The sequence below is a fragment of the Sulfurimonas limnophila genome (assembly GCF_059705345.1).
In genome coordinates this window covers 1,503,380-1,528,297 of record NZ_AP046127.1, presented here as the reverse complement: position 1 = coordinate 1,528,297, position 24,918 = coordinate 1,503,380, and the positions used below count along the sequence as shown (strand labels likewise).

Below are 24,918 nucleotides of genomic sequence, written 5' to 3'. Positions count from 1 at the left end.
CAAAATTTTATGGGTTAATAGAAAATATTTTCTATTTTTTACCCATAACTGCATTACCCATATCCCACATCGGTAAAAATATACCAAGAGCAAGTAGTAAAACCATACTAGCAATAATAAATAGCATAATTGGTTCAACAGATTCTGATAAACCATCAATAATAGCATCAAATTTCATCTTGTAGTACTCCGCAACTTTACCTATCATTGTATCTAGCGTACCACTATCTTCCCCAGCACTTACCATTTGTATAATCATATTTTCAAAAAGTTTTGTGTCTTCTAGCCCTACATTAAGTGCGGAACCTTTTTCTACAGCAAATCTAACAGAGGATAATTTGTTTTTCAGAGGAAGGTTGTCAATCATAGATATTGATGTGTCAAGCGCTTCTGCTATAGGAATACCAGCTCTAATCAATTCTGAGAAAACAAGAGTAAATCTGCTTAGTGTTGCAAACATTATGATGTTCTTTATCAGATATGTTCGTAATAAAACTTCATGCCAACCATATCTTATATTTTTATAGTTATTAATTAAATATTTAAAAATAACAAATGATATAAACAAAATAGCTAGTACATAGAGCCCAAAATTATTAAATAAATACTCTAGTTTTAGCAATATTAGCGTTGGAAGAGGAAGCTCTGCATTTAATTTTTCAAACATAGTTTTAAAGTTAGGAACTACATAGGAGATTAATATTACAAAAGCAATTGCCATGGCTATCATTACATTTCTTGGATATGCCATTGCCTTTTTAAACTTTATTACATTTGCACGAATTTCTTCGAGCATATTTGCAAGAGAGTATAGAGCATCATCTAAATTACCTGTTTTTTCACCAAGTTGAACCATTGCTATTGCAAGATTTCCTAGTTCAAAACGAAAATTATTCATTGATTTAGAGAGCGAATGTCCAGAGTTAATATCTTCTGCTAGTTTTCCAAAAACAAGTTTTAGTGTTTCATCTGTTGTTGATCTTGATATTTCACTAAGTGAATCATATATGGATATACCAGCATTTGTCATAACAGCTAACTGTCTTATTGAAGCAATGAGTGAATCTTGTTTGATTTTTCTTTTTCTTACATTGCTTAGTAAATCTGTTTTAAATCTTTTAAATTGAGCTTCAAGAGGTTCTGTCTCTTCTGAAACTTTTAAAATAATTCCAGAATACTTTAGTTTAACAAGCTCATTAGCCTGTTTTCTATCCTCGGCATACATTCCAATTTGCTCTTTTTTACCTTTAGTAAGTATAGTTGCTACAAAGTATTTCATTATTTTGCCACCCTTAAAATTTCTTCTAAACTTGTTACCCCTGCTAGGGCTTTTTCGATACCATTTTGAAATAGGCCTATAAATCCATCTTCAACCGCTTGAGCATGTATTAGTTCTACGGATGCATTTTTAGCAATAAGAGATGAGATTTTTTCATTAACAACTAAAACTTCACAAATCATTTCTCTTCCCATATAACCTGTCTCTTTGCACTCTCTACACCCTTTGCCAATATAGAACTTACTATCAGCTGGAGCTAATCCTCTTAACTCTTCCAATGCAGATGCAGAAACTCTGTCTTCTGTTTTGCAATTTGTGCATATTTTTCTTACAAGTCTTTGCGCTTGTATCGCAACCAAAGAGCCGCTAATAAGATAAGGAGCTATTCCCATGTCTACCATACGAGTAACTGCGCTTATTGAGTCATTAGTATGGAGAGTCGATATAACTAAGTGACCAGTCAAGGCTGCCTTGACAGCAATTTCTAGTGTTTCTGAATCACGAATCTCACCAATCATTATTTTATCTGGATCTTGTCTTAGAATTGAGCGCAGAGCTGCTGCAAAAGAAAGACCTACCTTTGCATTGACTTGTACTTGTTGAATTAAATTCATTCTATACTCAACAGGGTCCTCAACTGTGATTACTTTATCTTCAACATTTCTAAGCTCATTTAGCGCTCCGTATAGTGTTGTTGTTTTTCCGCTTCCTGTTGGTCCTGTTACTAATATAATGCCATATGGAGTTTGTAGAGCTTTTAAAAATCTCTGATAACTAAATGAATCCATTCCTGCATCTTCAAGTTTTACAAGTGCTTTTTGCTTATCAAGAACCCTCATAACAATTGATTCACCATATAAGATAGGTAGTGTAGAAATACGGAAGTCGTATTCTCTTGGACCAACCATTGTAGAAAAACGCCCATCTTGAGGTTTTCTTTTTTCTGCAATATCAAGATTTGCTAATAATTTAAGCCTAGATGCAAGAGGAGGGTATATATCTTTTTCAAATATAAATATCTCAACTAATTTACCATCAATACGTGTTCTAACAACACAGTTTTTTTCTGTAGGTTCGATATGTACGTCACTAGCTCGGTCTTTAATACATGCGCTGAGTATTACATCGATTAAGAGTAGTATTGATGAAGCTTCTTGTTGCTCCTCTAATGAACTTATAGAGTTTAGTTCATCACGAATTTTTTTTACAAGTCCTTTTATACTGTCTTTTAATTCCACTTTAAAAAGATATGAATCAATTTGTCGTTTGGTTGCTACTGCAATTTTAATTGGTTTTTTTGGAAATAATCTCTGTATGGATTCTTGCGCTTCTATATTTAATGGATCACAAAAAGCAACTGTTATGCTTAGCTCATCCTCTGAAATAGGGAATGCATAATATTTTTTTAGTTGTGTAAGAGAGACTTTTTCTATAAGTCTATAATCCATATCTATTGAATCTAAATCAAGAAATAAAACATTTTGCTTTTGAGCTAGTTTTACAAGTATGTCTTTCTCTTGAATATAGTCATAATTGTTTATGATAGAAAGATGGTATTCTCCAGCTTGAATTTTATCTACAATAAATCTTACAAGCCTATCCATGGTCATAAATCCAGATATTGTAATATCTCTTAGGATTAGGTTGCTATCAAGACCTTTGGCAATTAATCTATCAACCTGACTCTTCATTATAGAGCCATTAGCCAATAAATCTGACGTAATTCTGTCCATCATGTTTCCTACCAGTAAATATGTTTTTTTATAGTAATTGAGTTGTAAAATTCCTCAATTACTATCTTGTCTATTCTATCATCTTTTAAAACATATAGTTTATATTTTAAATTGTTATTATCTTCATCATCAAAAAAATAAAACTCTTTTTTTTCACCTTTTACATTTTTTACATATAAATCAAATACTTTAGAGAGTACATAATCGGTTTTTGGAAGAATTAAATTAGAAATATCATAATCATCAATCATTGCATAATATAGAAGTTTTTTTTGTAAAAGGATAGTAGAAAAATAAGTTGCATTCGCTCTTCCCTCTTTTGAGAACTTAAGAGTAGTGATAGATACCGAGAGACGATCAACATAGTCAATATTTAAGCATGAAAAAGAGTAAATTGAGACATATTCTTCATCTTTTGAATTGTCATTAAAGTTTTTAAAACCAATATCACAGGCTTCTTCAAAGTTTTTATTTTGATAAAGGTGCAGTATATCTTGTTTGATATCTGCATTTAATATAATTGCAGTTAAAAGAATTAATAAAATTTTCATTTGAATTTTCCTGAAGTAATCTCATCTAAAAGCTGTTTTGCCTGAGATGAACTAGAAAAAGAGATATATTTCTTAAGAGTCTCAATTGCCAACTCTTTTTTATTCATTTTAACAAGTGATTTTGAAAATATAATCCAACTGCCTTCTATATTGTTGTTTATATCATTTGTCATTAGAGCGAAATTATAGGCTTGTTCCCAATTGCCTAATTGATAATATTTTTTTGCTATGAAAAGACTGAGTGCTGGATTGTGATTTATATTAAATCTTTTTATAACATCTGCTATATCATTCTCTTCATCTTTTCTCTCTATGTTGATAGAACCTTTTTTTTCTTCTATGTGAACAGGTTTTGTTTCTATAACTTCTATTGTTTTTTGTGCAATATTTTGTTCTATATGTTTAACTTCTTCAGTCATTGGCTCTATATTTTCAACTTTAATCTCTTTTGTATCTAAAAGGATAGGAGTTTGATTTTTTATAACAGTGTTTGATTCAATATTATTTATAAAATTTAAAGATGGAGTTAGTATAACTCTTTTTGTCTCTTCTATCTTCTCTTCTTTTATTTCTAATAAGCCACTGTTTTCTTCAATTTTTTTTATCTCTAGTATGGGTGCCACTTCATCTTTTAGTGAGCTATTCTGCTCAAAAACAAGTTGCGTGTTATTTGTATCATCTTTTAGCGTTTCAATTTTTTTATCCAAATTAGTAGATATAACTATTTGCTCTTTTCTTGCTTCTGTTTTTATTTCTAAATTTTCATTGTATAGAGTAAACAATAAAACAGACATAAGCACTATTATAACAACGGCAAAAACAATTAAATATGGATAGTAGTAGCTTTTTTTATATTTTTTATGTCTTAATTCTAAGTCGTTCACATTAAGCATCTATAAGTCCTGTGTGTATTGCAGCCATCTCTATGTATTTAATTGAGATTTCATTCTTATTAATTTTATTTGGATTTGTATTGGCATAGTATGAGTAAATATCAAAAAGAGTATATATTAACTTATTTACATCTCTATAATTTCCATCAGTTAGTTTATGAACTAGGTCTATAGATTTTTGCGTAAACATACTTGCGGTATCGATACAGTTTACTTTCATTAATTTCTTTTGAATATATATTTTTAGCTCTGAATTTGAGGAGTTATCAAGCCTAATGCTCTCCCAAATTCTTGTCTGAAAATGCTCTTTTGCGATAATATCTTCTTTTTCAGTCTTGTGAAGAGCTATAACAAACTTAACTTTTCTTGTATCTGAGAGTAGTCTTATCTTCTCCATCATTGAAGTTGAGTAAAGTTGAGCTTCGTCAAGAAGTATTAAAGGGACAATCGCTCCTTCAAGCTCTCTATTCTCTACAACTTTAATAAATTGTGTAAAATTTAACTCTCCCTCATATGCTATACCATATAGGTCCTGAGCTAATATTTTAAAAAATTCACTCTCATCTAAAATAGGAGTTTTGTAAAGGCATATTTTTTGTAAAGGGAGCATGTTCTGATAAAGTCTTGAGAGAAACATACTTTTCCCAGTTCCTGGCTTTCCATACAGAAGAACCATTTTGAGTGGTTTTTCTATAGAGTCCTTTAGAGATTGGTAGATAGTGGAGACTCTCTCAAGCTGGATGTAGTCTTTAGCATTAACAGTATCTAAAAAAACATCTCTAGAGTTTTCATAGATACTTGGATTCACTCATTCTCTTTTATGCTGTTTGTAGTAGTAGTTAGAGCATCTTTTGTGTTTTTTAAAACATCATCAGACATTCCTTGATAACCTAATTTTGATAGAGATAAGTTCTCTTTACCTTTGATAACAATATGAGGTTCAATTACTATAATTAATTCTTGAGTTATTTTTAATTTATTTTCATATTTAAAAAGATAGTTTAGTACAGGAATGTCACCTAAGATAGGTACTTTATTTATATCTATACTATTACTAGTATTAATTAAACCACCTAAGATAATACGGTTTCCATCTTTTACAGTTACAACAGAAGAGAGTTGACGACGACGAAGGTCAGGAGGCATTGTTCTGTCTTCACCAACAATTGTAGATATATCAGTTGCAGTTTCTGATAGAGAAGGGTTGATCTTTAGTGTTATCATATCATCATCTGAAATTTCTGGTGTTATATCTAGTAAGACTCCTGCAAATACTGATTGTAAATCCTCACTTGTACTTTGAGTTCCGCTTGTGGTTCCAGATAGAGTTTCAGTACTTATGATTTTATAAAAGTACTCAGTCCCTGCTGTAATAAGTGCAGGTTGATTGTTTAGTGTTAAAACTTTAGGATTTGATATCGAACTAACATCCCCTTGTGTTTTAAGAAACTTAATAACTTCGTTTAAACTCCCACTAGCACTTATTTTTATAAGATGAGAGTTTTCACTTGCACCTCCGCCTGCTATTGCAGTTGTAATTTTATTATCTTCAAATTCTGTTATATTTTTGTGAAAAAGCTTATCGATACTTACGTCAATATCTTGAAGTTTATATAGCTGTGACCAATCAACACCTGTTGTCTTTCCATCACTTAGTGTAACAGATAGCAGTTGAACATCTATAAGAACTTGGAGCTGTACTTTGTCTTGAAGTTTTTTAAGATAATCTTCAAATCTTTCCATCTGTTTTATAGTAGCAGTAACTGTGATAATCCCAGCATTTTTGTTTATAATAGGTGCTTGAGCAACATAAACATCTTGCGGTCTATTTAGAACACTTTGAAACTCTAAATCTAGTTGATGCCAAAACTGAACTTCATCAGTGCTATTTACATTCATACCAGATTTACCGGCTGAGCCGCCACCTGTTTCATCTACGCCATTTGCAGAAGTAGAAGCAGTTGTCCCAGTTGTTGCAGAAGCTGTTCCTGCTCCTTCTGATGAGAGCGTAATGTTCGTTTTTGATTCACTTTTTCTTTGTGAAAGAATGTAATCAACATTAAACATTTTAGTTTCAAGATATGAAATTTTGAGTAGATTATTTTGAAGAGTGTATGTTAGGTTGTTCTCTTTTAATACAATGTTTAAAACTTCATCTATTGTAAGGTTGTTTAGATTTGTCTTGTTTAAGTTTGTATCCAAAAATTTTTGTGCATTTGGATCAGTAACTATAATACTAAAGTTACACTCATCACTAAGCTGTTCAATAAAATCAATTATCTTTGTATCTTTTGTAGAACTAATGCTAAATAGTTCATAAGAACAATCTGCTGCGTAAGCACTGCTTGAGAGAAGAAGTGTTAAAAGAGTTGAGTACACTGTTGTTTTTATAAGTTTCATAATATCTGCCCTACTTATTTTTGAATTTTAGAGTTTGTTTTTTTGTTGCTGTTGATAAGAGTATAAGTTTCTTATCCTTTTTTAGGATTACGCCATCTTTGCTAATTTCAGAGATTTTATAACCCTTTACAACATCATCAACTTTGCACCAATTTCCATTGATCATAGCTGAAGAGTTAATAATCGCACTTAAATCAAAACTAGCAGCGGTTATAACCTCTTTTTTTGGTTTTTCTATGCTACTAGCAATTCCTGTTTTTGGTGTTGATGTATCAGTTTTTTTGCCATCTTTGTCTTTTGGCATATTTTTCTTTAAAAATACAAACGGGTTCTCTACACCAGATACTACAACACCTTTTCTTGGTGGCTTAATAGCTTCGATTTGTTCATTAACCCAGTCTAGTTCAGATGCAAGTATATTATTTGATAACAATAATGTTAGTAATATTATTAATGTTGTTTTCATTAGTATGTAATCCCCCAGACAGAGATATCAATTTTTGTATTAAGCGCATTTTGTGCCTTTATATCTAAATCATGAACATCTACTACTAATTCACTCTGCTCTAAAGAGTTGATAAATTTTACGATGTCAAGATAATTCCCCGTGATTTTTAGGGAGATATCAAGAACATGGCCAAAAGAAGCTTCATTGTGAAGCGAATAAGTATTCACAAAGTTTACAATTTTAATATTATGGTTTTTAGCATGAATTGAAATAGAGTTTAAATACTCACCCCAAGCTTTTTCATTATATATCAATGACGATATTGCCTCTATTTTCTCTTTAATATAACTGTTTTGATCTTTTAGAATAGTTAAATCATTTTCTAAGCCAACAATTTCTTCGCCAAGTCTAGCAATTGTAGCTTCGGTGTTGATTTTAAGATAAATCTTATCAGCATCTATTTTTGTTGTTACTTGAGTTACTTTATCTTTTATAGCATTAAACTCATTAGTTGAGCTATCATAAAATGGATAAGCCAAAGCAGAGAAAATAACAATAATCATAAGATATACCATATAGGTATCTTTTTGAGATTTTTCCTTAAAGAAGGAGTCCATTCTTTGTAAGGTCTCTTCAATCATTAATTTAAAGTTCATATTAAATTCACCTTTAATTCCCCGAAGTATAACTTCTCTTCTATGTCATACGATATTTCATTTATAGAGAAGTGAAATTTCTCCCCATAGGTTTTTGTTAAGTATTTAATCAAATCTGTTATTTTTTTATCATTTGAAGATACTAAACCAAACTTGAACTCTTTAGAAGCCTCTGATTTGTCACTCTTTTCTGTTTCAGCATAAAAAGCAGTCTCAAGATTTACATTAAAAGTATTAAAATCTTTTGTAAGGATTTGTAATAAATCAGCTTTCATTGGATAATTTACTTTTACATCATGAATTTTTACTAAGGTATTTTTTTTACTTGTATACTCTTCTTTTTCATTATTTACAAGCTTAGAAATTTTCTCTTTTTCTGCTTCTTTGCTTTTGATAATTTGCTCTCTAGTTATTTTAACATTGTGTACATTTCTATACTCTTCTTCAAGTAGTTTGTACTGCAGAGATTGAGCATAAGTTAGTGTCCAATATGAAACAGGATACATAAATGCCATGAGTAGTGTTGCAACGGAGAGTAGTATGGCACGACCACTCTCTCTTTGTGTGAATTTTGGAGGGCGGTGGTAAATTGTAAAATTACACTCATATCTATCTTTTTGTGAAAGAGTTGAGTAAATATGCATTAGCGCATGAAAATGATCTATGTGCGCGTCGTTACTTATAAATCCATAGTTAAAATTAAAGCTTGAGCTCTTTATGCCGAGTTCTACTTCTGCCATTTCATATATTTTTGTAACAGAAGGAAGCTGAGTGTCTATATATATGCACTCTATTTTTTCTATACTTAGAGCTCTTTTTACATAAGTTAAAATATCATTTATATTTGCAAAGATTTCTTTGTATAGTTTTATAATAAATGTTTTGTAGTTATTTTCAGTAGTTTTAAGATCTTCATAAGATAGAAAGTGAATAAAATCTTCATATTCAACCATCTCTCCATACAGTTCACAAAATCTCTCATGCATCTGCGTAAATGAGTAGTTTATAGACTTTGTATATAAAAACTCTTTTTCGTTGTAGATTGTAATGAACGTATCATTTTCTTGAAAATATATAAAACAATGAACTCCGCTATCTTCAATTAAATCTCTTGAATAGAGCGATTTTAATAAAAGAGGTGATGGAATAATTTGGTCAATATATTTAATTTTATCAACTGCGCTTTTAAAAACATCGCTAACAGTAATAGGATCAATTATAAATACATGAAAGTTTCTATTTGCTTCATCTAGTTTATTGAAAGTTTCAATGTATTCTATTTGGTACAAAATCGCCTGATCAAGACCTAGCTCATCATACGCTTTATTGTATATTGCATCATATAAATCTTCATCAGGTATATTTTTACTTATAGCTATATGGCTGTTAATAAAACTTTTTGTATTGAGATAAGATATTACATACTGCTCTTTGCTATAAATCGGAGTTGTTGTTACGTTTAAACTACTTGCAATAGTTGAAACATAATTGTTTTTGTATGGATTTATAGAAAGTACACTAGAAAAAGAGTGTTGTTCTTTTTTACTCATTTTGCATCATCCTGTTTAAAATGAACTTTGGACATAAAACAAAATTCACTATTTTTATAAAACTCAACTCTATAAACCATACCGTCTATATCAATTGAGTATCTCTTGTCAAAATCTTTAAGTGAGATATCTACACCACTATCATCAACTTGACCAACTGCCTTGTAACCAATTATATTCACACGATACTCATTTTCACTAATAATTTTAAAATCGTCATTTACAAAAAAATCTAAAGTGCTATTTAAAGAGCGTTTCTCTCCGTCTACAACTGCTTCAAACTCTTTTGTGCAAGACTCTTGTATTTTAAAAAATTGTGGAACAAGAGTGGTTATTTTTTTGTTGCCTATGTAAACAACAAAATTCTGTCCCTCTTGAACAACGCTTCCTAGCGTGTTTGAGAATTTAAACACGTTATTTTCTGATTTTATCGGAATAAAGCTTAAAATTTTTTTTATATTAGTTAAATTTATGCAAATGTTATTATTTATTATCAAATTCCCGTTATTTTGAAGTATTTCCTCTATTTTCTCTTGACTTAGTTCAAACTCTCTTTTAAAAGATATATGCATGATGTTCATAAATTCTTCTATCGCTAAGAGATGATAAAAAACTTTTTGAGACAGAGAAGATAAGTTTTTGCTACTCTCTATTGCAAACGCTGGTTTATTGTTAGTTACAGCAAAGTATGTGAGTGAAAGTTGCATAGCTTCATCTTCAAATTTAGTATTTGTATTTTTAACGTCAAAGGTGTGATGCTCTTCAATAAGTTTTTTGTTGATTACTTCTTTTATATCAAGGGCAATTTTATTTAGATCACCAAATGGTTGATCCTTGCTTAGATTGCATTGGTCTATAACACATGTTTGCCCCCATGCGTTTGGATTAAATATATTTCCTTTGTTGGTTTTTCTGTAAAACCCATTACCATCATGTAGATTTAAAACTAAAGAGATATTTTTTTGTAAAATTATCTCTTTTATATCTTCAACGGTTTGTTTGTCGTTATCATTTTTATCTATGACGGAGAATTTTCTATTCATATCTCCATTAATGCCCCTATTGTTTTTTACAATGCTATCTTGGTTTAGATTTGGAACTATCCATAAGTTTTTTGATTCTATTTTGTAATGAGATGCTAAGATTGATGCGGCAAAATACCCACCTGGCTCATCACCATGTATTCCACCAATAACAAGAAGGGTAGTATTTGAGTCATTGTTTTCTTTTTTAATAAGCTCAATATTTCCAAAAAGTGGAGTAAGTAAAAGTAAAAATATAGAGAGTTTTAGTGAAATGATTTTCATAATACTCTCTTTTATTTTTCTGTTAATATTTTTATTTTTCTACTCTCGTCTAGCTCAATAATTAGAGTTTTATCTCCATTAAACTCAAATGTATCAGATTTATAGTGTTCTTGAAATGTAATTTCATAAATATTCGAGCTGTTTGGATAAGGTAAAACATTTATATTATTGAAAATAATAGTTTTTTTCTCACCTTTTTGAAAAACTCTTGTTTTATAGCTTCTAAATTTTTCTATATCCATTCCATCAAATCTAACAAAGCTTGAAGCATAAAAACTTAGATAATTTTTTATATCATCATAAAGCCACGCATATCTCCACGTATATAACTGCGCTAAAATCAAAGCAAGGTTCTCTTTTGAGACATTATTCTTAACTTCAGAGTCATTAATAACAAGTAGTGTTTTTGATATATCTATATTTTTATTTAAACACTCAATGCTTGGATTATTTATCGCGATACAACCTCTTGTAAATTCATCTCTGTCTTCTGCTGGAAGCCCATGTATCCAAATACCAGAGCCATTTTTACCTTTGTAAGAGTCATAAACATTTGGGTATGAAGTGACAAAAGCAAATGGTCCATAAAAAGGGTCTAGATTAGTCTCTTTTGAGAGTTTTTGGGTGATTTGATAAATTCCAGTTGGAGTTCTTAAATCTCCCTCTTTTATCTTATCACCTTTCATTTTTCCTGTAAAGGCGCTATATTTTTTTCTAAATTTAAAACTTTGGTTTTCATCAAGTGAGTATAGATTTAGAGATGATTGTGATTTATCACATGCAAGTATATTTGTAAATGATTCAATATATCCAAAATTAACATCTCTATCTTTTACTTGAGTCTTCCAATAATCTTCACTTGATAACTCCAAATCCATCTGCTTCTCTATATCAGCAGTACCGTTATTTCTATAGCTTGTTAATATATCAACAGCGTAAACATTTAAACTCAGTAGTATTAGCAGTAGTAATTTCATGATGTGTAACCTATCTCTTGTAAATATGATTTATCTTTGCTCCAACCTTTTTTTACAACAACCTGTAAATCAAGATATGCTTTTTTTCCACTTAACATTTCTATCTTCTCTCTAGAATATTTACCTATTCTTTTTATACCTTCTCCGCCTCTGCCAATAATTATCCCTTTTTGAGACTCTTTTTCTACGATGATAGTGGCAATGATTCTATCTACATTTTTCTCTTCAGAAATTTTATCTATGATAACATCAGATTCATAAGGGATCTCATCACTTACATTTTGAAAAACTCCTTCTCTGATAAATCCAGCATAGATATTACGCACAAGCTCACTTGTTAAATCTTGCGGATCAAAAAGAAATGGCGATGCGGGAAGTAGTTTTGAGATTGTTTCAAGCAGATCTTTATGCCCAACTTTTTTCGGAACTGCCATTGGGATTAGTGCTTCAAAGCTCTCTGAGAATTGATTGTATTGCAATATCTTTTTAAAAAGCTTTTCTTGTGAGACTTGGTCTATCTTGCTTAGGACTATGATATGTTTTATTTTTGAGTTATTAAGTTTTAAAAATTTTTCATAGTTTTCAACATTGTCAGTAACAGGAGCTAGATAAACTATCAAATCACAATCACCCATGGCTTTTAGAGCCTCATCAAGCATAAATTGATTTAGTACTTTTTCTCTCTCATGTAAACCTGGCGTGTCAACAAAGATAATTTGAGTGTCATTATGCATAACTATGGCATTTGATCTTTTTCTGGTTGCATTGGCTTTTTGGCTAACCATTGCTATATTTTCACCTAAAAGAGAGTTCATTAAAGTACTCTTTCCTGCGTTTGGGCGACCTATTAGAGAGACAAAACCAGCTTTGGTTTGTAAATTTGATGCTTTAGTTGAGGCGGAGTTTGCCATATTTTTTCCTATAAGATATATCTAGAGAGATCGTCATTCTCAACTATGGTGTCTAACTTTTCATGTACTAGTTTTGAAGTAACTATAAACTCTTTATCTTTGTACTCATTCGCATTAAAACTAACATCTTCTAAGATTTTCTCTATGACAGTATGAAGTCTTCTAGCTCCTATATCTTCGGCTATCTCATTTGCTCGATGTGCTAATTTAGCGATAGCTTTAATCGCTTCATCTTCAAAAATCAGTTTCATTCCCTCAACACTAAGTAGCGCTTCATACTGTTTGAGCAGAGAGTTTGTTGTTTGAGTTAGTATTTTATATAGAGTGTCTTCATTTAGAGCTTCAAGTTCGACTCTAAGAGGAAACCTTCCTTGAAGCTCTGGAATCAAATCACTTGGTTTGCATAGATGAAAAGCACCAGCTGCAATAAATAAAATATGGTCTGTATTTATAGTTCCATATTTTGTAGAAACGCTACTTCCTTCAACAATAGGCAATAAATCTCTTTGAACTCCCTCTTTGCTTGGGTCATTTCTACTTTGCGATTTTTCACTTATAGCTATTTTGTCTATCTCATCAAGGAAAATAATCCCTCCATCCTCAGCGCGTCTTAGCGCTTCAGCATTTATATGAGTAGAATCTATAAGCTTTATACTTGCTTCATTTCTTAGGATTACTTTAGCGTCTTTTACGCTTAGCTCTTTTTTGTTGTCCTCTTTATTCATTTGAGAAAATACACGAGAAAATGACTCTTGCACTTTTGCCATCTCTGGAGGAAGGTTTGTGTCATTAAACTCTATGTGAATCTTCTCAACTTCTAGCTGTATGATTTGATCGTCCATTTCTCCAGATAAAACTCTCTCTTCCATCACACTAAGAAGTCTTTGGTAGTCATCTTTTTTGCTCTCACTAGCACCAAATGCAAGTGGGGGAATAAGTTTTTCAACTATCTTGTTTAAGACATAGTTCTCAATTTTTTCTCTATTTTCTTCTTCTTTTTCGGCTTTAACGATAGCTATGGAAGCAACAACTAAATCTCTAATCATAGATTCAACATCACGCCCTACAAAACCTACTTCTGTGTATTTACTAGCTTCAACTTTGATAAAAGGAACCTTCATCATCTTAGCTAATCGTCTTGAGATTTCTGTTTTACCAACTCCAGTTGAGCCAATCATTAGGATGTTTTTTGGTGTAATATCATTTTGAAGTTCAGGGCTTAATTGCATTCTTCTATATCTTGTTCTAAGAGCAAGAGCGATTGTTTTTTTAGCATTATGTTGAGATATTACATATTTGTCTAGATATTCAACAATCTCTTTTGGTGTTAAGTTCACTTAGGCTCTCCATCTAATGAAAGAATTTTGATATTGTGATTTGTATATATACACAAATCAGCGGCTATGCTTAAACTCTCTCTAACTAGAGCTTCTTCATCAAGAGACGAGTGTTTTTTAAGTGCACGTGCTGCAGAAATTGCAAAATTTCCACCACTGCCAATAGAAGCTATCTCTCCATCTTCAGGCTCAACAACATCACCGTTTCCAGTAAGTATAAAAATATGCTCACCATTTAGCACAATCATCATAGCTTCAAGTCTGCGAAGAACTCTGTCTTTTCTCCACGCCTTTGAAAACTCGACAACTGATTTTAAAATATCGCCTTTTTTTGCCTCTAAAAACTCTTCAAACATATCAAAAAGATTAAAAGCATCAGCAGTACTCCCAGCAAAACCAGCTAAGATTTTGCCATTATAGAGTGTACGTATTTTTGTAGCATTGCCTTTTAGTACGCTGTTTCCAAAAGTAACTTGCCCATCTCCGCCGATTACTGCTCTGTTTTTGCCTTTATATGCAAGGATAGTTGTTGCATCAAACATTATTCGCCTACAACATCCACATGTAGTGTTGCATGGATACTATGACCTAATCTTAAGTCTAAATCATGTTCGCCAACAGTTTTTATCGATAGCTTATCAGTGATATGTTTTTTATCGATTTCAATTTTATGTTGTTCAAAAAGAGCATGGGCTACTTCATCTTTTGTAATTGAACCAAAGAGATGTCCATTTTGTCCTAATTTTTTAGTGATAACAATCTCAGCTTTATCAAGTTTTATAGCTAGTTCTTTAAGTGACGCTATCTCTTGTGCTAGGTTGTCTGCTGCTATTTTTTCATCTTCTTTGTGTTGCGCTAAAATCTCGGCTGTTGCATGTTTTGCAAAACCTTTTGCAATTAAGAAATTTTGGCCATAGCCATCTTTTACCTCTTTTACTTCACCTGCTTTTCCGAGCGTTTTTACATCTTTTATTAAAAGTATTTTCATTTTTTTCCTTATCTCTCTATTTCACCACTATAAGATACTATTCCATAAGTTAGATTTCCTATCTTTTGGTATCCCATGTCATTTAATATTCTAGCAACATGAGCGCTTCTGCTTCCTACATGACAGTAGAGGATTATATTTTCTTCTTTATTTAGTTTAGCGTCATCAAGTGCTGCGAAAAAACTGCTTGTCGGAACAAGTTTGTTTGCACCTTTTATGTGACCCATCTGCCACTCCATATGCTCACGAACATCTACAAGGTTAAACTCTACCATACCAAGTTCTCTTGCTTCAAGAAGAGAAATAACTTCATCGCCATCTAGCTCTTTTTGGTTTAGAAGAAGTATAGCTTCTTCTTTGGTTAAACCGCGAGAATGGGTGTGAACTGCTTCTTCCATACCCATTTCAGCTCTTTTATTTGCTGCATACTCAGGTGTACAGTAAATTCCACAGTGACAAACACCATCTTCTGGCATCTCTTTTTCAATAGCTGGTTTACATGGGCAGATTCTATCTTCTACGCTTCTTGGTTTTTCATCTACAACTTCAACCATAAAACATGGGCAAAATCTTTTACCGTACATCATCTTGTTTCTAGCAAGACCCATCTGTACGCCTTCATTTACCTCTTCTTGAGGGTTGTATACCCAACCAAATTGTTTATTTACTTTGTCTGTAAATTTTATAGTTTTTTGTAACTCTTCTTGAAATTCAGGTGAATTCATATCTATCTTGATTATGCTCATGCTATTTCCTTTAGGGTTTTATTTTTTTCTTGCTTTGCCAGCAATAATAAATCTTAGTGCATTTAGTTTGATAAATCCTGCTGCATCTTTTTGATCATAAACAGCATCTTCTTCAAATGTACAATACTCTGGATTGAAGAGTGAAGATTCTGATTTACGTCCAACAACAGTTACAGAGCCTTTGTAGAGTTTTAGTCTAACTTCTCCGTTTACATTTTTTTGTGTTGCGTCAATTGCCGCTTGAAGCATCTCACGCTCAGGTGAGAACCAAAAACCGTTATAGATTAATTTTGCATAACGAGGCATTAATTCATCTTTTAAGTGAGCCTCTTCACGATCAAGTGTTAGTGACTCAATTGCGCGATGTCCTTTTAGCATTATAGTTCCGCCTGGTGTTTCATAGCATCCACGGCTTTTCATACCAACGTATCTGTTTTCTACAATATCAGCACGACCGATTCCATGCTTCCCAGCTACTTTGTTTAGTGTCTCAAGCATAGTCGCAGGGCTTAGATTTTTACCATTTAAAGAGATTGGGTCTCCGTTTTCATAGCCTATTGTTATATATTCTGGAGTATTTGGTGCATCTTCAGGTTTAGTAGTCCATAACCACATACTATCTTCTGGTTCTGCATTTGGATCTTCTAAAATTCCACCTTCATAAGAGATGTGAAGTAAGTTTGCATCCATAGAATAAGGAGATTTTTTACCTTTTTTCTCTATCTGAATACCATGTTCTTCGGCATAAGCTAAAAGTTTTTCTCTTGAGTTTAAGTCCCACTCTCTCCATGGTGCGATAACAGTTAATGTTGAGTCTTTGCTTAAATATCCCATCTCAAATCTAACTTGATCGTTTCCTTTTCCAGTTGCACCATGACTTACGCCATCTGCATTAGTTAGGTGAGCGATTTCAACTTGTCTTTTTGCGATAAGTGGTCTTGCTATTGAAGTTCCAAGAAGATATTCGCCTTCATAAATAGCATTTGCTCTAAACATAGGAAATACATAATCTTTTACAAACTCTTCTCTTAAGTCATCGATAAAAATATTTTCAGGTTTTATTCCCAAAGAGAGGGCTTTGGTGCGTGCAGGTTCAACCTCTTCGCCTTGACCGATATCGGCAGTAAATGTTACAACTTCACATTTGTACTCATCTTGAAGCCACTTTAAAATAACACTAGTGTCAAGTCCGCCAGAATACGCCAAAACTACTTTTTTAACTTCTCTTTTCATAATAAAAACCTTTATAAACAAAATAATTGGCGCGATTTTACTACAAAAGATATTAAATAAGGGTTAGCAAAAAAAGATAAATGGGAGATAGTAAAATGGAAAAGAGGGGCTAAAATGGTTTCAAAAGGGTATTTTATTACCCTTTTGAATCAAACAGTATTCCTGTTACTTCTTGCATTTTTGGTAAAAATTCTGCAGCTTGTTCTGCTGGAAATCTTCTTATCATTTTGCTTGTTTCAGACTCTACTACTGAAACATAAAAGATATCTTGCTGATCAACACCAAATTTTATGTTTGTATTCATTGGAGCTAGTGCGTTGTTTAGTTGATTTACCAAGTCTTGTACTTGCTCTTTAGAATCTATCTTTGGAGAATTTTCTTTTTGCATCTCTTTGACCAAATCAACTTGCTTTGGTTGTTGTACTTGAGTCTGCTGTAGATGAGTCTGCTCTGTTTGAGCTGATTTCATTTGAGATTGTTGTTGTTTCGCTACATTTGCTATGCCATCCATGACGTACTCCTTATTTTAAAACATTCTAGAGTCCAAATCGGCATAAAAATAAAATACTTTAATTAAAAAACATTATTTTTGATTTTTCTATTTTGTATCTATTTATGATACCCTTGCATTTATGAATGAGTACATAAAATTATTACAAGCACAACCAATATTGAGACGTCTATCTACAGTACAGTTAATAGCCTATTTTGGGGCTTGGTTTAGCAATGTAGCTATATACACTCTCTTGCTAAAGATGGAAGTTTCACCAGATGTTGTTGCCTTTACGGCTATGCTTCATTTTCTCTCAGGAATTATACAAGCTCCGTTTTCAGGCTCTATCATTGATAGTGTAAAACCAAAAACACTTCTTCTGTCTCTTCTTGTATTTGAGATATTTACAACTCTTTTTCTTCTCTTTGTAGAGGATATTTCAGATTTGTGGCTTTTGTATATGTTAGTTTTTTTAAAGATGTCGGCTGCTAGTTTTTATTTTACAACAGAGATGTCACTGCTGCCAAAAATTCTTGATGGAAAAAAACTACAAAGAGCAAATGAGATACACTCTATCATCTGGTCATTTTCTTATACTTTGGGTATGGCTCTTAGTGGTTTTGTAGTTTTTTGGCTTGGAGTAAAGGTTGCGTTTATCCTTGATGCGTCAATGTTTGTTTTTGCTTTTTATATTCTTTACAAGACAAATATAGATGTAGAGTTTATAAAAACAAAAGAGAGCTTTACGGAGATGATGAGTGATACTTTTAGGTATCTAAAGAGAACGCCTCATGCTATTCATCTAATGATGCTTCATGCTTTTATTGGGTTTACTGCTTTTGATGCTTTAGTTGCTTTGATGGTTGATAAATACTACGCCTCTGTCATTGCAACTTCTTTAGCTCTTGGGATGATGCATGCTTCTAGGGCAATTGGGTTGGTAGTTGGTCCAATACTTTTATCTAGATGGGCAGATAATAAAAAAATGTCCTATTTCTTTTTATCTCAAGCATTGGCAATTTGGCTCTGGGCTTATTTGATGAGTGATTTTTACATGTCGCTCATTGCGAGTGTTTTTGTTGGGCTATTTACTACAACTCTCTGGTCATATACATACACACTTTTGCAACAAAATATAGACTCAAAGTATTATGGGCGGATTGTGGCTTATAACGATATGCTATTTTTAGCGGCTGCTACATTTATATCGTATATGGTAGGTTTTTTGGCTACAAAAGGGTACTCACTAGAGTTTATAACTTCTCTTATTGGATTTATGTTTATCGTTGGTGCGCTCTATTTTAGATGGGTAATAAAGAGTCAAAATATAAAAGATGTAAAAATTTAAAATACTTAAGGAAAAACACAAAAGATGGCATCAGGGATTTTTTTACTTTTAGATGATATTGCAATGCTCGCTGATGATGTAGCAGTTGCTAGTAAAGTTGCTACTCAAAAAACGGCGGCAATTCTTGGAGATGACTTGGCGGTAAATGCTCAAAAAGCGACAGGTTTTGAGCAATCAAGAGAGTTGGCAGTAATTTGGGCTATAACAAAAGGCTCACTGAAAAATAAAGTCATCATCTTGCCTGTTGCATTTTTACTAACTGCAATAGCGCCTACTCTCATTACGATTATACTTGTGTTTGGTGCGCTTTTCTTGCTTTATGAGGGCGTTGAGAAGATAGAGGAGTATCTGTTTCATAAAGAGCATGAAGAAAAAAATGAAGAGCTACTAAACTCAACTCCAGAGACTATTTTAGAGATAGAGAAACAAAAAATAAAATCGGCAATCGTAACTGACTTTATACTCTCTATCGAGATTGTAGTAATTGCCCTTGCTGCGGTTGCTACAAAGCCGTTTATGGTACAAGTATCTTCTACTGTTATAGTTGCTCTTGTAGCTACTTTTGGTGTTTATGGGCTTGTCGCAATGATAGTTAGAATGGATAATGTCGGTTTTTACCTTATAGAAAAAGAGCATCAAAAAAGCGGACTTTTTCTCATAAATGCTATGCCAAAATTGATAAAAATTTTGGCTTTTGTAGGAACATTTGCCATGATTTTAGTCGGTGGTGGAATACTTACACATAAAGTAGAATTTTTCCATAACTACTTTATAGATGCTCTTCCTGCTTTTGTAAACGACATGTTGATTGGCTCAGTTATCGGGGCTGTAGTTCTGTTTGTTGTAAAGATTTTTAAGAGACAAAAAAATTAAGAATAAACCAATAAATTCAGTTTTTAATAAAAGAGAGTAAAAAAACTCTCTTTTTACTCTCTTAGAAATTATAAATTTCCTGTTAAACTCATTGCGAGGTATGTGTTATAAGCAACGTAAGCAACGACTAAAAACATACCTTTTATTCGAGTAATCTTTCCATCTTGTTTTTTAAACCTATAAGTCATGATTAAAAGTGCAATTGTTAAAATTAACATTATAAGCCAATCTCTTTGCAATACTTCTAAAGCAATATTATTCATAGGCGCAATAAGCGTTGCAATACCTATAACGGCTAAGATATTAAACATATTAGAACCAACGACATTTCCAATAGCGATATCATGTTCACCTTTTGTTGCAGCTATGATAGAAGCTGCAAGTTCAGGTAAAGAAGTTCCAAGAGCAACAATAGTGAGTCCAATAATCAAATCACTCACACCAAATTCTGTAGCAACTCCAATTGCACCCCAAACTAAAAGTCGAGAGCTTGCGATTAGCAAAAAGAGTCCAATAATAAGCCAAATAACTCCTGCCCTTAAACTCATTTTATGTTCAATGAGCTCATTATCCATTTCAGCTTCTAGTGCATCACCTTTGCCTTTAATAGCGGCAAAAATTGACCAACCTATAAGTAAAAAGAAGCCAAATATAAGGATAATTCCCTCATTGAATGTAAGCGCATTATCAACTAATATATATCCTGCGAGTAAAACAATTAAAAGTAATAATGGAATCTCTTTTCTTACAATTTTTGACTTCACACTAATAGGAGCGACAATCGCTGTAACTCCTAAAATCAAAGTAATATTAACAATATTAGAACCCAAAGCATTACCAAGAGCAAGTGCTGGATTGCCTTCCATCGCTGCAATAGCTGAGACGACCATTTCTGGCGCACTTGTTCCAAATCCAACTATCAAAATACCTATCAATAAACTAGGCATTCCTAAATGTTTTGCAACAGAAGCTGCACCACTAACAAATTTATCTGCACTCCAAACAAGGATTACGAATCCTGCCATAATTGCGAGTATATAAAGTATCATTAAACCTCTTTTTTAAAAATCGAAAAGTTCTGAGAAAAAGCTCTCTTTTTTCTTTTTATGATACCCATTATTCTCATGATTATTATATTTATTAAAATGTTCTTTTTGAGTATTTTCATACTTTGGTTGGGCATGTGAGTTGCTCGTATATGAATTTGAAGAAGATGCACTTTTTTCGATTATCTTATCAAGTTCACCTCTGTCAAGCCATACACCTCTACAAGTTGGGCAGTAATCTATTTCAACACCCTGTCTATCACTCATAACTAAATGAACATTTGTACATACAGGACACTTCATTTTATAACTCCTCAATTAAATTATTTTTTGTTTGGAATTTATTTAAGTTATCGATACTATGTTTATTAAACTTAATATTTTTAGCTCCATAAAATAAATGTGAGAATTGTACAATTTTATATATTTAGTATGTTAACCAAAAAAGATAGTTCTAATTTTTATTTTAAAATTATTTTCTATTAAAAACTTAAGTTTGCTTATTTCTGTTCTTAAACTTTGATTTTTTTTAGAAAGTATATCTGATGCAAAGATATCCAATATATTTAATCAATAAATTTTAGATTTTAGATTAAACATTTCGTAGTAGATGTCTATCATCTCTCTTAATGTTTTATCATCCAATTCACTCTTCTCTTTTATGCCAAATCTGTTTATATACTCATAAGGCAAAATTGCTTTTTCAACACTTGGCTCTCTTAAGTACTCAAATATAGCTTCTTTGATTTTTCTCTCACTGCTGTATTTTTGGGTATATTTTTTTAATATCATGTTAAATTTAAAATCTTTTTCATGACAACTTAGGCAGTTTTCTTTAAATGTGGAGCCATCAAGCAGACTTAAAAACAGAGTTATAATTAGCGTAATTTTTACCATCTTAGAGTCACCTTTGTACCTTTTTTAAGCTCTGATGCTATCTCGATTTTTATGTTGTACTCATCGATTATCGCTTTTATGATGCTGTATCCTATGCCAAAACCGCCTTGAGTTTTATCGAAGCGTTTATATCTCTCAAATATCATACCTACTTCTTTTTGGCTCATGCCGTTGCCCTCATCCAAAACAAAAAGATGTGATGGCTTTAACTCAATGGTTATAGTTGTCGCTTTGTTTGTGTATTTTATGGCGTTTGAGAGGATGTTGTCTATGAGTTTTTCTATCTTTTTCTTATCTGCATAAAAGATAACTCCATCATCAATATCGAGTTTAATGTTAAGCTTTTTTGCGTTTGACATAAAAGAGAAATACTCAACTCTGTCGTATATAATTTGCGATAAATCAAGCTCTTCGTTTTGTGATGAGACTTTGTGGTTTAGGAGCAGATATACCAAATCTTCATAGAGGTTTGAGATGGTTGCAGATGCGCTCTTTATTCTTTGTAGTTTTTTTAGAGATTTTTCATCACAGTTTTTACTATCTAGCGTCTCGATATTGGCCATAATTGTCGTTATGGGTGTATTTAGCTCATGTGTAGTCTCTTTTATGAAGTTGTCAAGAAGACGCAAGTTGTCTCTTAGAGGCTTAAGTACGGCTTTTACTAAAAAATAGGAGGTTATAAAAGTAAGGATAATAATAAAAAGAGCAGTGGCGATAAGGTCATTTAAGATATTTAAAGGTTTTGCATCTTTTTCTATAACCATAAACGCAGCGCCTAGATAGTGAGGATTTATAGAAGTTACATAGTATGCTTTTTGGCCTTTGAAAAATAGCTCATTATCAAGATTTTGTACATTTTTTTTGATAGTTGAGAAGATGAGATTTTTATCAATATCATAAATAGCACTGCTAAACTCTTTAAATCTTGGGTATTCATATTTTGTGTCGCTGTTATCATGGACATAAAGAAGTCTCTCTTGTAGATTTGAGCTGTACTCTTTTAATATATTCTGCTCAGAGTGTATAAGCTCATCTTGTTTATAAAAGTAGTAACTGCCAAAGAGTGTGGCAATGAGCAGGAGAGTAGAGCTTAGATAGAGCCCAAGCACATAAAATATACTTTTTCTCTCGCTAGTGTACAAGTTTGTATCCTACTTTTTTTATGCTCAAAATCTGCTCTTTGCCTAGAAGTTTACGTAGGTTTTTTATATATGTTCTTAGGCTCATATCGCTGTAATGCTCATCATGTGACCAAAGCTCGGTATATATATCTTCTAGTAAAATACACTCATTTTGATGCTTTAGCAGAAGTTTTAGTAAAATAGACTCTTTAGGGTTTAGTGGCGTTTTTTTATCCGCAATATAGAGCTCGTTGGTGAAGGTGTTAAACTTTACTCCACTACTTATGGTTGTTATCTCATTTTGTGATTTAAACTCTCGTCTTAGAAGTGCTTTTATGCGAAAGAGTAGCTCTCTTAGGGCAAAGGGCTTCTTTATGTAGTCATCAGCACCGCACTCATAGCCCATCGATAAATCATCAATGCCTTTGAGTGAGGTTGTAAAAATTGCAGGAGTTGAGATATTTGCTTCTCTTAGCTCATGCAAGAGCTTAAATCCGTCAATTTTTGGAACATTTACATCAAATAAAAACAGATCGAAACTCTCTTTATAGATACGCTCTAGAGCTTCTTCGCCATCATAAACAGAGCTTACCTCAAATCCCTCTTCGCTAAGAAACTCAGCGACGGTATCTGAGAGAGGTATATCATCTTCAAGGTATAAAATTTTCATAAAAAATTATACATTAAAAACTGTTATGCATATACTGAAAAGCCTTCAGTTTGAACTTCATTTGTATCTGCTTTGTTTAGTATCTCTAGTAGTGCTTTAGTGTAATCTTGCTCACTTAGAGTAGTTGCATCAATATCTTTCATTTGTGCAACTGTTTTGGATCTCTCTTCTTGACTCATTACGCTAAGTTGTTCCATCATTTGATTTTTATCTTCAGTAGATAGACTCTGCATGATGTCTCTCATGCCGCCTTGACCTTGACCACCGCCAGAGCCATCCATTTTTCTCATCTGCATCTGCATTTGTTGCATTGAACCAGCTGAACTTACATCCATAATATATCCTTTAGTTGTTATTGTAAAAAATTATTTAGAAAAGGTTATCTTCTTCCTCTTCCACCGCCACCGCCGCCGCCGCCGTTTGAACCTTTATACATATTGCCTGTTCCATCTTGTGGACCTTGTTTTGAGCCACCTTTAGAGTTGCTTTGTTTAAAAGAGTCTTTCTCTTCTGCGCTCATATTTTGAACTCTGTTTTGCATCTCACTTTTAAAAGCTTCTCTATCAGCCTCAGGAACGCTTCCACGCATGTTTTGCATCTCCTGTGTACTCATTTGTGTATAGTCTGCTCCAAAAGAGAGGCTAATTGCCAACATAGATAAAATAATACTTTTTTTCATGATTCGCTCCTTGTTTTCATAATTATAATGGAGGGTTGTGAAATAATTGTGAAGCTAAAGAGAAAGTTTTAAACTATTTGAGTTTCACTTAACTCTTCAAAAACAATGCTTCTGTTTTCTATCTTCATAATCTTGTCAAAGTATGGAAGGATTCTCTCATCATGGGTAACTGTGATGATTGCTACGTTTTGCTCAATCGCTATTTTTTTGAGCATTTGTATAACGCTGATTGATCGTTTTGCATCTAGTGCGGCTGTTGGCTCATCTGCTAAGATAATCTCTGGATTGTTAGCTAAAGCTCTAGCAATTGCTACTCTTTGGTTTTGTCCGCCTGAGAGCTGAGATGGCATACTATGGGCTTTATCTGCAATCTCAAGGTACTTTAGCAGTTCCATCGCTTTTTTATCAGCATCTTTTTTGTTTGTTTTGTTAGTTTGTGGAAGGAGTGTTATGTTCTCTATAACATTTAAAAATGGTATAAGATAGTGGGCTTGAAAGATAAAACCTATCTTCTCTCTGCGGATACGGCGCGTATCTTTGGCTATCCATTTGTTGTTATAAACCATCTCCTCTCCCAGCCAAATCTCTCCGCTAGTAGGCTCTAACACACACCCTATCATCATCAAGAGTGTTGTTTTTCCAGCACCGCTTGGAGCGATTAGGGCTACGAGTTCGCCCTTGTTTATCTCAAATGAGGCATTGTCTATTACTTTAACTAGATTTTCATCTTTGCCGAAGTTTTTGACTAAATTTTTAATTTTTATCGCTGACTCTTTTTTCAT

Annotated in this window: 28 protein-coding genes; 2 read left to right on the top strand and 26 right to left on the bottom strand. The window is 32.6% G+C overall.

Annotation, left to right across the window (positions count from 1 at the left end; translation table 11 throughout):
* Window positions 1-31 precede the first annotated feature (31 nt).
* The 18 genes from AC6H33_RS07720 to AC6H33_RS07635 form a co-directional block, all read right to left on the bottom strand.
* Complete coding sequence (locus AC6H33_RS07720; RefSeq protein WP_497604312.1) at window positions 32-1,279, bottom strand: type II secretion system F family protein; 1,248 nt, start codon at window positions 1,277-1,279, stop codon at window positions 32-34.
* The gene (locus AC6H33_RS07715; RefSeq protein WP_497604311.1) at window positions 1,279-3,012 is read right to left on the bottom strand and encodes a GspE/PulE family protein; all 1,734 of its coding nucleotides are present in this window, start codon (window positions 3,010-3,012) and stop codon (window positions 1,279-1,281) included. The genes AC6H33_RS07720 and AC6H33_RS07715 overlap by 1 nt, the downstream gene beginning before the upstream one ends.
* 8 nt (window positions 3,013-3,020) lie before the next feature.
* Entirely contained in the window at window positions 3,021-3,563 is a 543-nt protein-coding gene (locus AC6H33_RS07710; protein ID WP_497604310.1) for a hypothetical protein, read from the bottom strand.
* On the bottom strand, window positions 3,560-4,456 hold the full coding sequence (locus AC6H33_RS07705; protein ID WP_497604309.1) for a hypothetical protein: 897 nt from the start codon (window positions 4,454-4,456) through the stop codon (window positions 3,560-3,562). Before AC6H33_RS07705 ends, AC6H33_RS07710 begins: the two co-directional genes overlap by 4 nt.
* Entirely contained in the window at window positions 4,449-5,264 is an 816-nt protein-coding gene (locus tag AC6H33_RS07700) for an AAA family ATPase (protein ID WP_497604308.1), read from the bottom strand. The genes AC6H33_RS07705 and AC6H33_RS07700 overlap by 8 nt, the downstream gene beginning before the upstream one ends.
* The gene (mshL, locus tag AC6H33_RS07695; RefSeq protein ID WP_497604307.1) at window positions 5,261-6,856 is read right to left on the bottom strand and encodes a pilus (MSHA type) biogenesis protein MshL; all 1,596 of its coding nucleotides are present in this window, start codon (window positions 6,854-6,856) and stop codon (window positions 5,261-5,263) included. The genes AC6H33_RS07700 and mshL overlap by 4 nt, the downstream gene beginning before the upstream one ends.
* A 10-nt stretch (window positions 6,857-6,866) precedes the next feature.
* Window positions 6,867-7,322, bottom strand: coding sequence for a hypothetical protein (locus tag AC6H33_RS07690; protein ID WP_497604306.1), 456 nt, complete (start codon window positions 7,320-7,322; stop codon window positions 6,867-6,869).
* Window positions 7,322-7,960, bottom strand: a complete 639-nt coding sequence (pilO, locus tag AC6H33_RS07685) for a type 4a pilus biogenesis protein PilO (protein WP_497604305.1) — start codon at window positions 7,958-7,960, stop codon at window positions 7,322-7,324. The genes AC6H33_RS07690 and pilO overlap by 1 nt, the downstream gene beginning before the upstream one ends.
* The gene (locus AC6H33_RS07680; RefSeq protein ID WP_497604304.1) at window positions 7,957-9,510 is read right to left on the bottom strand and encodes a hypothetical protein; all 1,554 of its coding nucleotides are present in this window, start codon (window positions 9,508-9,510) and stop codon (window positions 7,957-7,959) included. The genes pilO and AC6H33_RS07680 overlap by 4 nt, the downstream gene beginning before the upstream one ends.
* On the bottom strand, window positions 9,507-10,817 hold the full coding sequence (locus tag AC6H33_RS07675) for a M99 family carboxypeptidase catalytic domain-containing protein (protein ID WP_497604303.1): 1,311 nt from the start codon (window positions 10,815-10,817) through the stop codon (window positions 9,507-9,509). The genes AC6H33_RS07680 and AC6H33_RS07675 overlap by 4 nt, the downstream gene beginning before the upstream one ends.
* 11 nt (window positions 10,818-10,828) lie before the next feature.
* Window positions 10,829-11,794, bottom strand: a complete 966-nt coding sequence (locus AC6H33_RS07670; RefSeq protein ID WP_497604302.1) for a L,D-transpeptidase family protein — start codon at window positions 11,792-11,794, stop codon at window positions 10,829-10,831.
* Complete coding sequence (gene era / locus AC6H33_RS07665) at window positions 11,791-12,705, bottom strand: GTPase Era (protein ID WP_497604301.1); 915 nt, start codon at window positions 12,703-12,705, stop codon at window positions 11,791-11,793. The genes AC6H33_RS07670 and era overlap by 4 nt, the downstream gene beginning before the upstream one ends.
* Window positions 12,706-12,713: 8 nt before the next feature.
* Window positions 12,714-14,042 carry an ATP-dependent protease ATPase subunit HslU gene (hslU, locus tag AC6H33_RS07660; RefSeq protein ID WP_497604300.1) on the bottom strand — a complete coding sequence of 443 codons (1,329 nt, stop codon included), beginning with the start codon at window positions 14,040-14,042 and terminating at the stop codon, window positions 12,714-12,716.
* The gene (gene hslV / locus AC6H33_RS07655; RefSeq protein WP_497604299.1) at window positions 14,039-14,584 is read right to left on the bottom strand and encodes an ATP-dependent protease subunit HslV; all 546 of its coding nucleotides are present in this window, start codon (window positions 14,582-14,584) and stop codon (window positions 14,039-14,041) included. The genes hslU and hslV overlap by 4 nt, the downstream gene beginning before the upstream one ends.
* Entirely contained in the window at window positions 14,584-15,030 is a 447-nt protein-coding gene (rplI, locus tag AC6H33_RS07650; protein WP_497604298.1) for a 50S ribosomal protein L9, read from the bottom strand. The genes hslV and rplI overlap by 1 nt, the downstream gene beginning before the upstream one ends.
* Before the next feature lie 8 nt (window positions 15,031-15,038).
* A complete protein-coding gene (locus AC6H33_RS07645) occupies window positions 15,039-15,776 on the bottom strand; it encodes a ferredoxin-thioredoxin reductase catalytic domain-containing protein (protein ID WP_497604297.1) in 738 nt (245 codons plus the stop codon).
* A gap of 18 nt (window positions 15,777-15,794) precedes the next feature.
* Complete coding sequence (locus AC6H33_RS07640) at window positions 15,795-17,009, bottom strand: argininosuccinate synthase (protein WP_497604296.1); 1,215 nt, start codon at window positions 17,007-17,009, stop codon at window positions 15,795-15,797.
* 136 nt (window positions 17,010-17,145) lie between these two features.
* Entirely contained in the window at window positions 17,146-17,520 is a 375-nt protein-coding gene (locus AC6H33_RS07635) for a flagellar protein FlaG (RefSeq protein ID WP_497604295.1), read from the bottom strand.
* A gap of 121 nt (window positions 17,521-17,641) precedes the next feature.
* Here AC6H33_RS07635 and AC6H33_RS07630 point away from each other — a divergent pair, with 121 nt between their 5' ends.
* Together AC6H33_RS07630 and AC6H33_RS07625 are read left to right on the top strand one after the other, a co-directional pair.
* Window positions 17,642-18,850 (top strand): MFS transporter, encoded by a 1,209-nt coding sequence (locus tag AC6H33_RS07630; protein WP_497604294.1) that lies wholly within the window; start codon window positions 17,642-17,644, stop codon window positions 18,848-18,850.
* Between the two features lie 24 nt (window positions 18,851-18,874).
* Window positions 18,875-19,723 carry a DUF808 domain-containing protein gene (locus tag AC6H33_RS07625; protein ID WP_497604293.1) on the top strand — a complete coding sequence of 283 codons (849 nt, stop codon included), beginning with the start codon at window positions 18,875-18,877 and terminating at the stop codon, window positions 19,721-19,723.
* A 68-nt stretch (window positions 19,724-19,791) separates the two neighbouring features.
* On the opposite strand, the gene AC6H33_RS07620 is transcribed toward AC6H33_RS07625, so the two are convergent.
* From AC6H33_RS07620 to AC6H33_RS07585, 8 genes are all read right to left on the bottom strand, one after another.
* Window positions 19,792-20,772, bottom strand: coding sequence for a calcium/sodium antiporter (locus tag AC6H33_RS07620; RefSeq protein ID WP_497604292.1), 981 nt, complete (start codon window positions 20,770-20,772; stop codon window positions 19,792-19,794).
* Between the two features lie 12 nt (window positions 20,773-20,784).
* The gene (locus tag AC6H33_RS07615) at window positions 20,785-21,072 is read right to left on the bottom strand and encodes a TFIIB-type zinc ribbon-containing protein (RefSeq protein ID WP_497604291.1); all 288 of its coding nucleotides are present in this window, start codon (window positions 21,070-21,072) and stop codon (window positions 20,785-20,787) included.
* Between the two features lie 267 nt (window positions 21,073-21,339).
* Window positions 21,340-21,666 (bottom strand): hypothetical protein, encoded by a 327-nt coding sequence (locus AC6H33_RS07610; protein WP_497604290.1) that lies wholly within the window; start codon window positions 21,664-21,666, stop codon window positions 21,340-21,342.
* Window positions 21,660-22,808: a sensor histidine kinase gene (locus AC6H33_RS07605; protein WP_497604289.1), complete on the bottom strand. Its 1,149-nt coding sequence runs from the start codon at window positions 22,806-22,808 to the stop codon at window positions 21,660-21,662. Before AC6H33_RS07605 ends, AC6H33_RS07610 begins: the two co-directional genes overlap by 7 nt.
* Window positions 22,798-23,457: a response regulator transcription factor gene (locus AC6H33_RS07600; protein ID WP_497604288.1), complete on the bottom strand. Its 660-nt coding sequence runs from the start codon at window positions 23,455-23,457 to the stop codon at window positions 22,798-22,800. Before AC6H33_RS07600 ends, AC6H33_RS07605 begins: the two co-directional genes overlap by 11 nt.
* Before the next feature lie 23 nt (window positions 23,458-23,480).
* On the bottom strand, window positions 23,481-23,792 hold the full coding sequence (locus tag AC6H33_RS07595; RefSeq protein WP_497604287.1) for a hypothetical protein: 312 nt from the start codon (window positions 23,790-23,792) through the stop codon (window positions 23,481-23,483).
* Between the two features lie 44 nt (window positions 23,793-23,836).
* Entirely contained in the window at window positions 23,837-24,136 is a 300-nt protein-coding gene (locus AC6H33_RS07590; protein ID WP_497604286.1) for a DUF1104 domain-containing protein, read from the bottom strand.
* A 68-nt stretch (window positions 24,137-24,204) separates the two neighbouring features.
* Window positions 24,205-24,918: an ABC transporter ATP-binding protein gene (locus AC6H33_RS07585; protein WP_497604285.1), complete on the bottom strand. Its 714-nt coding sequence runs from the start codon at window positions 24,916-24,918 to the stop codon at window positions 24,205-24,207.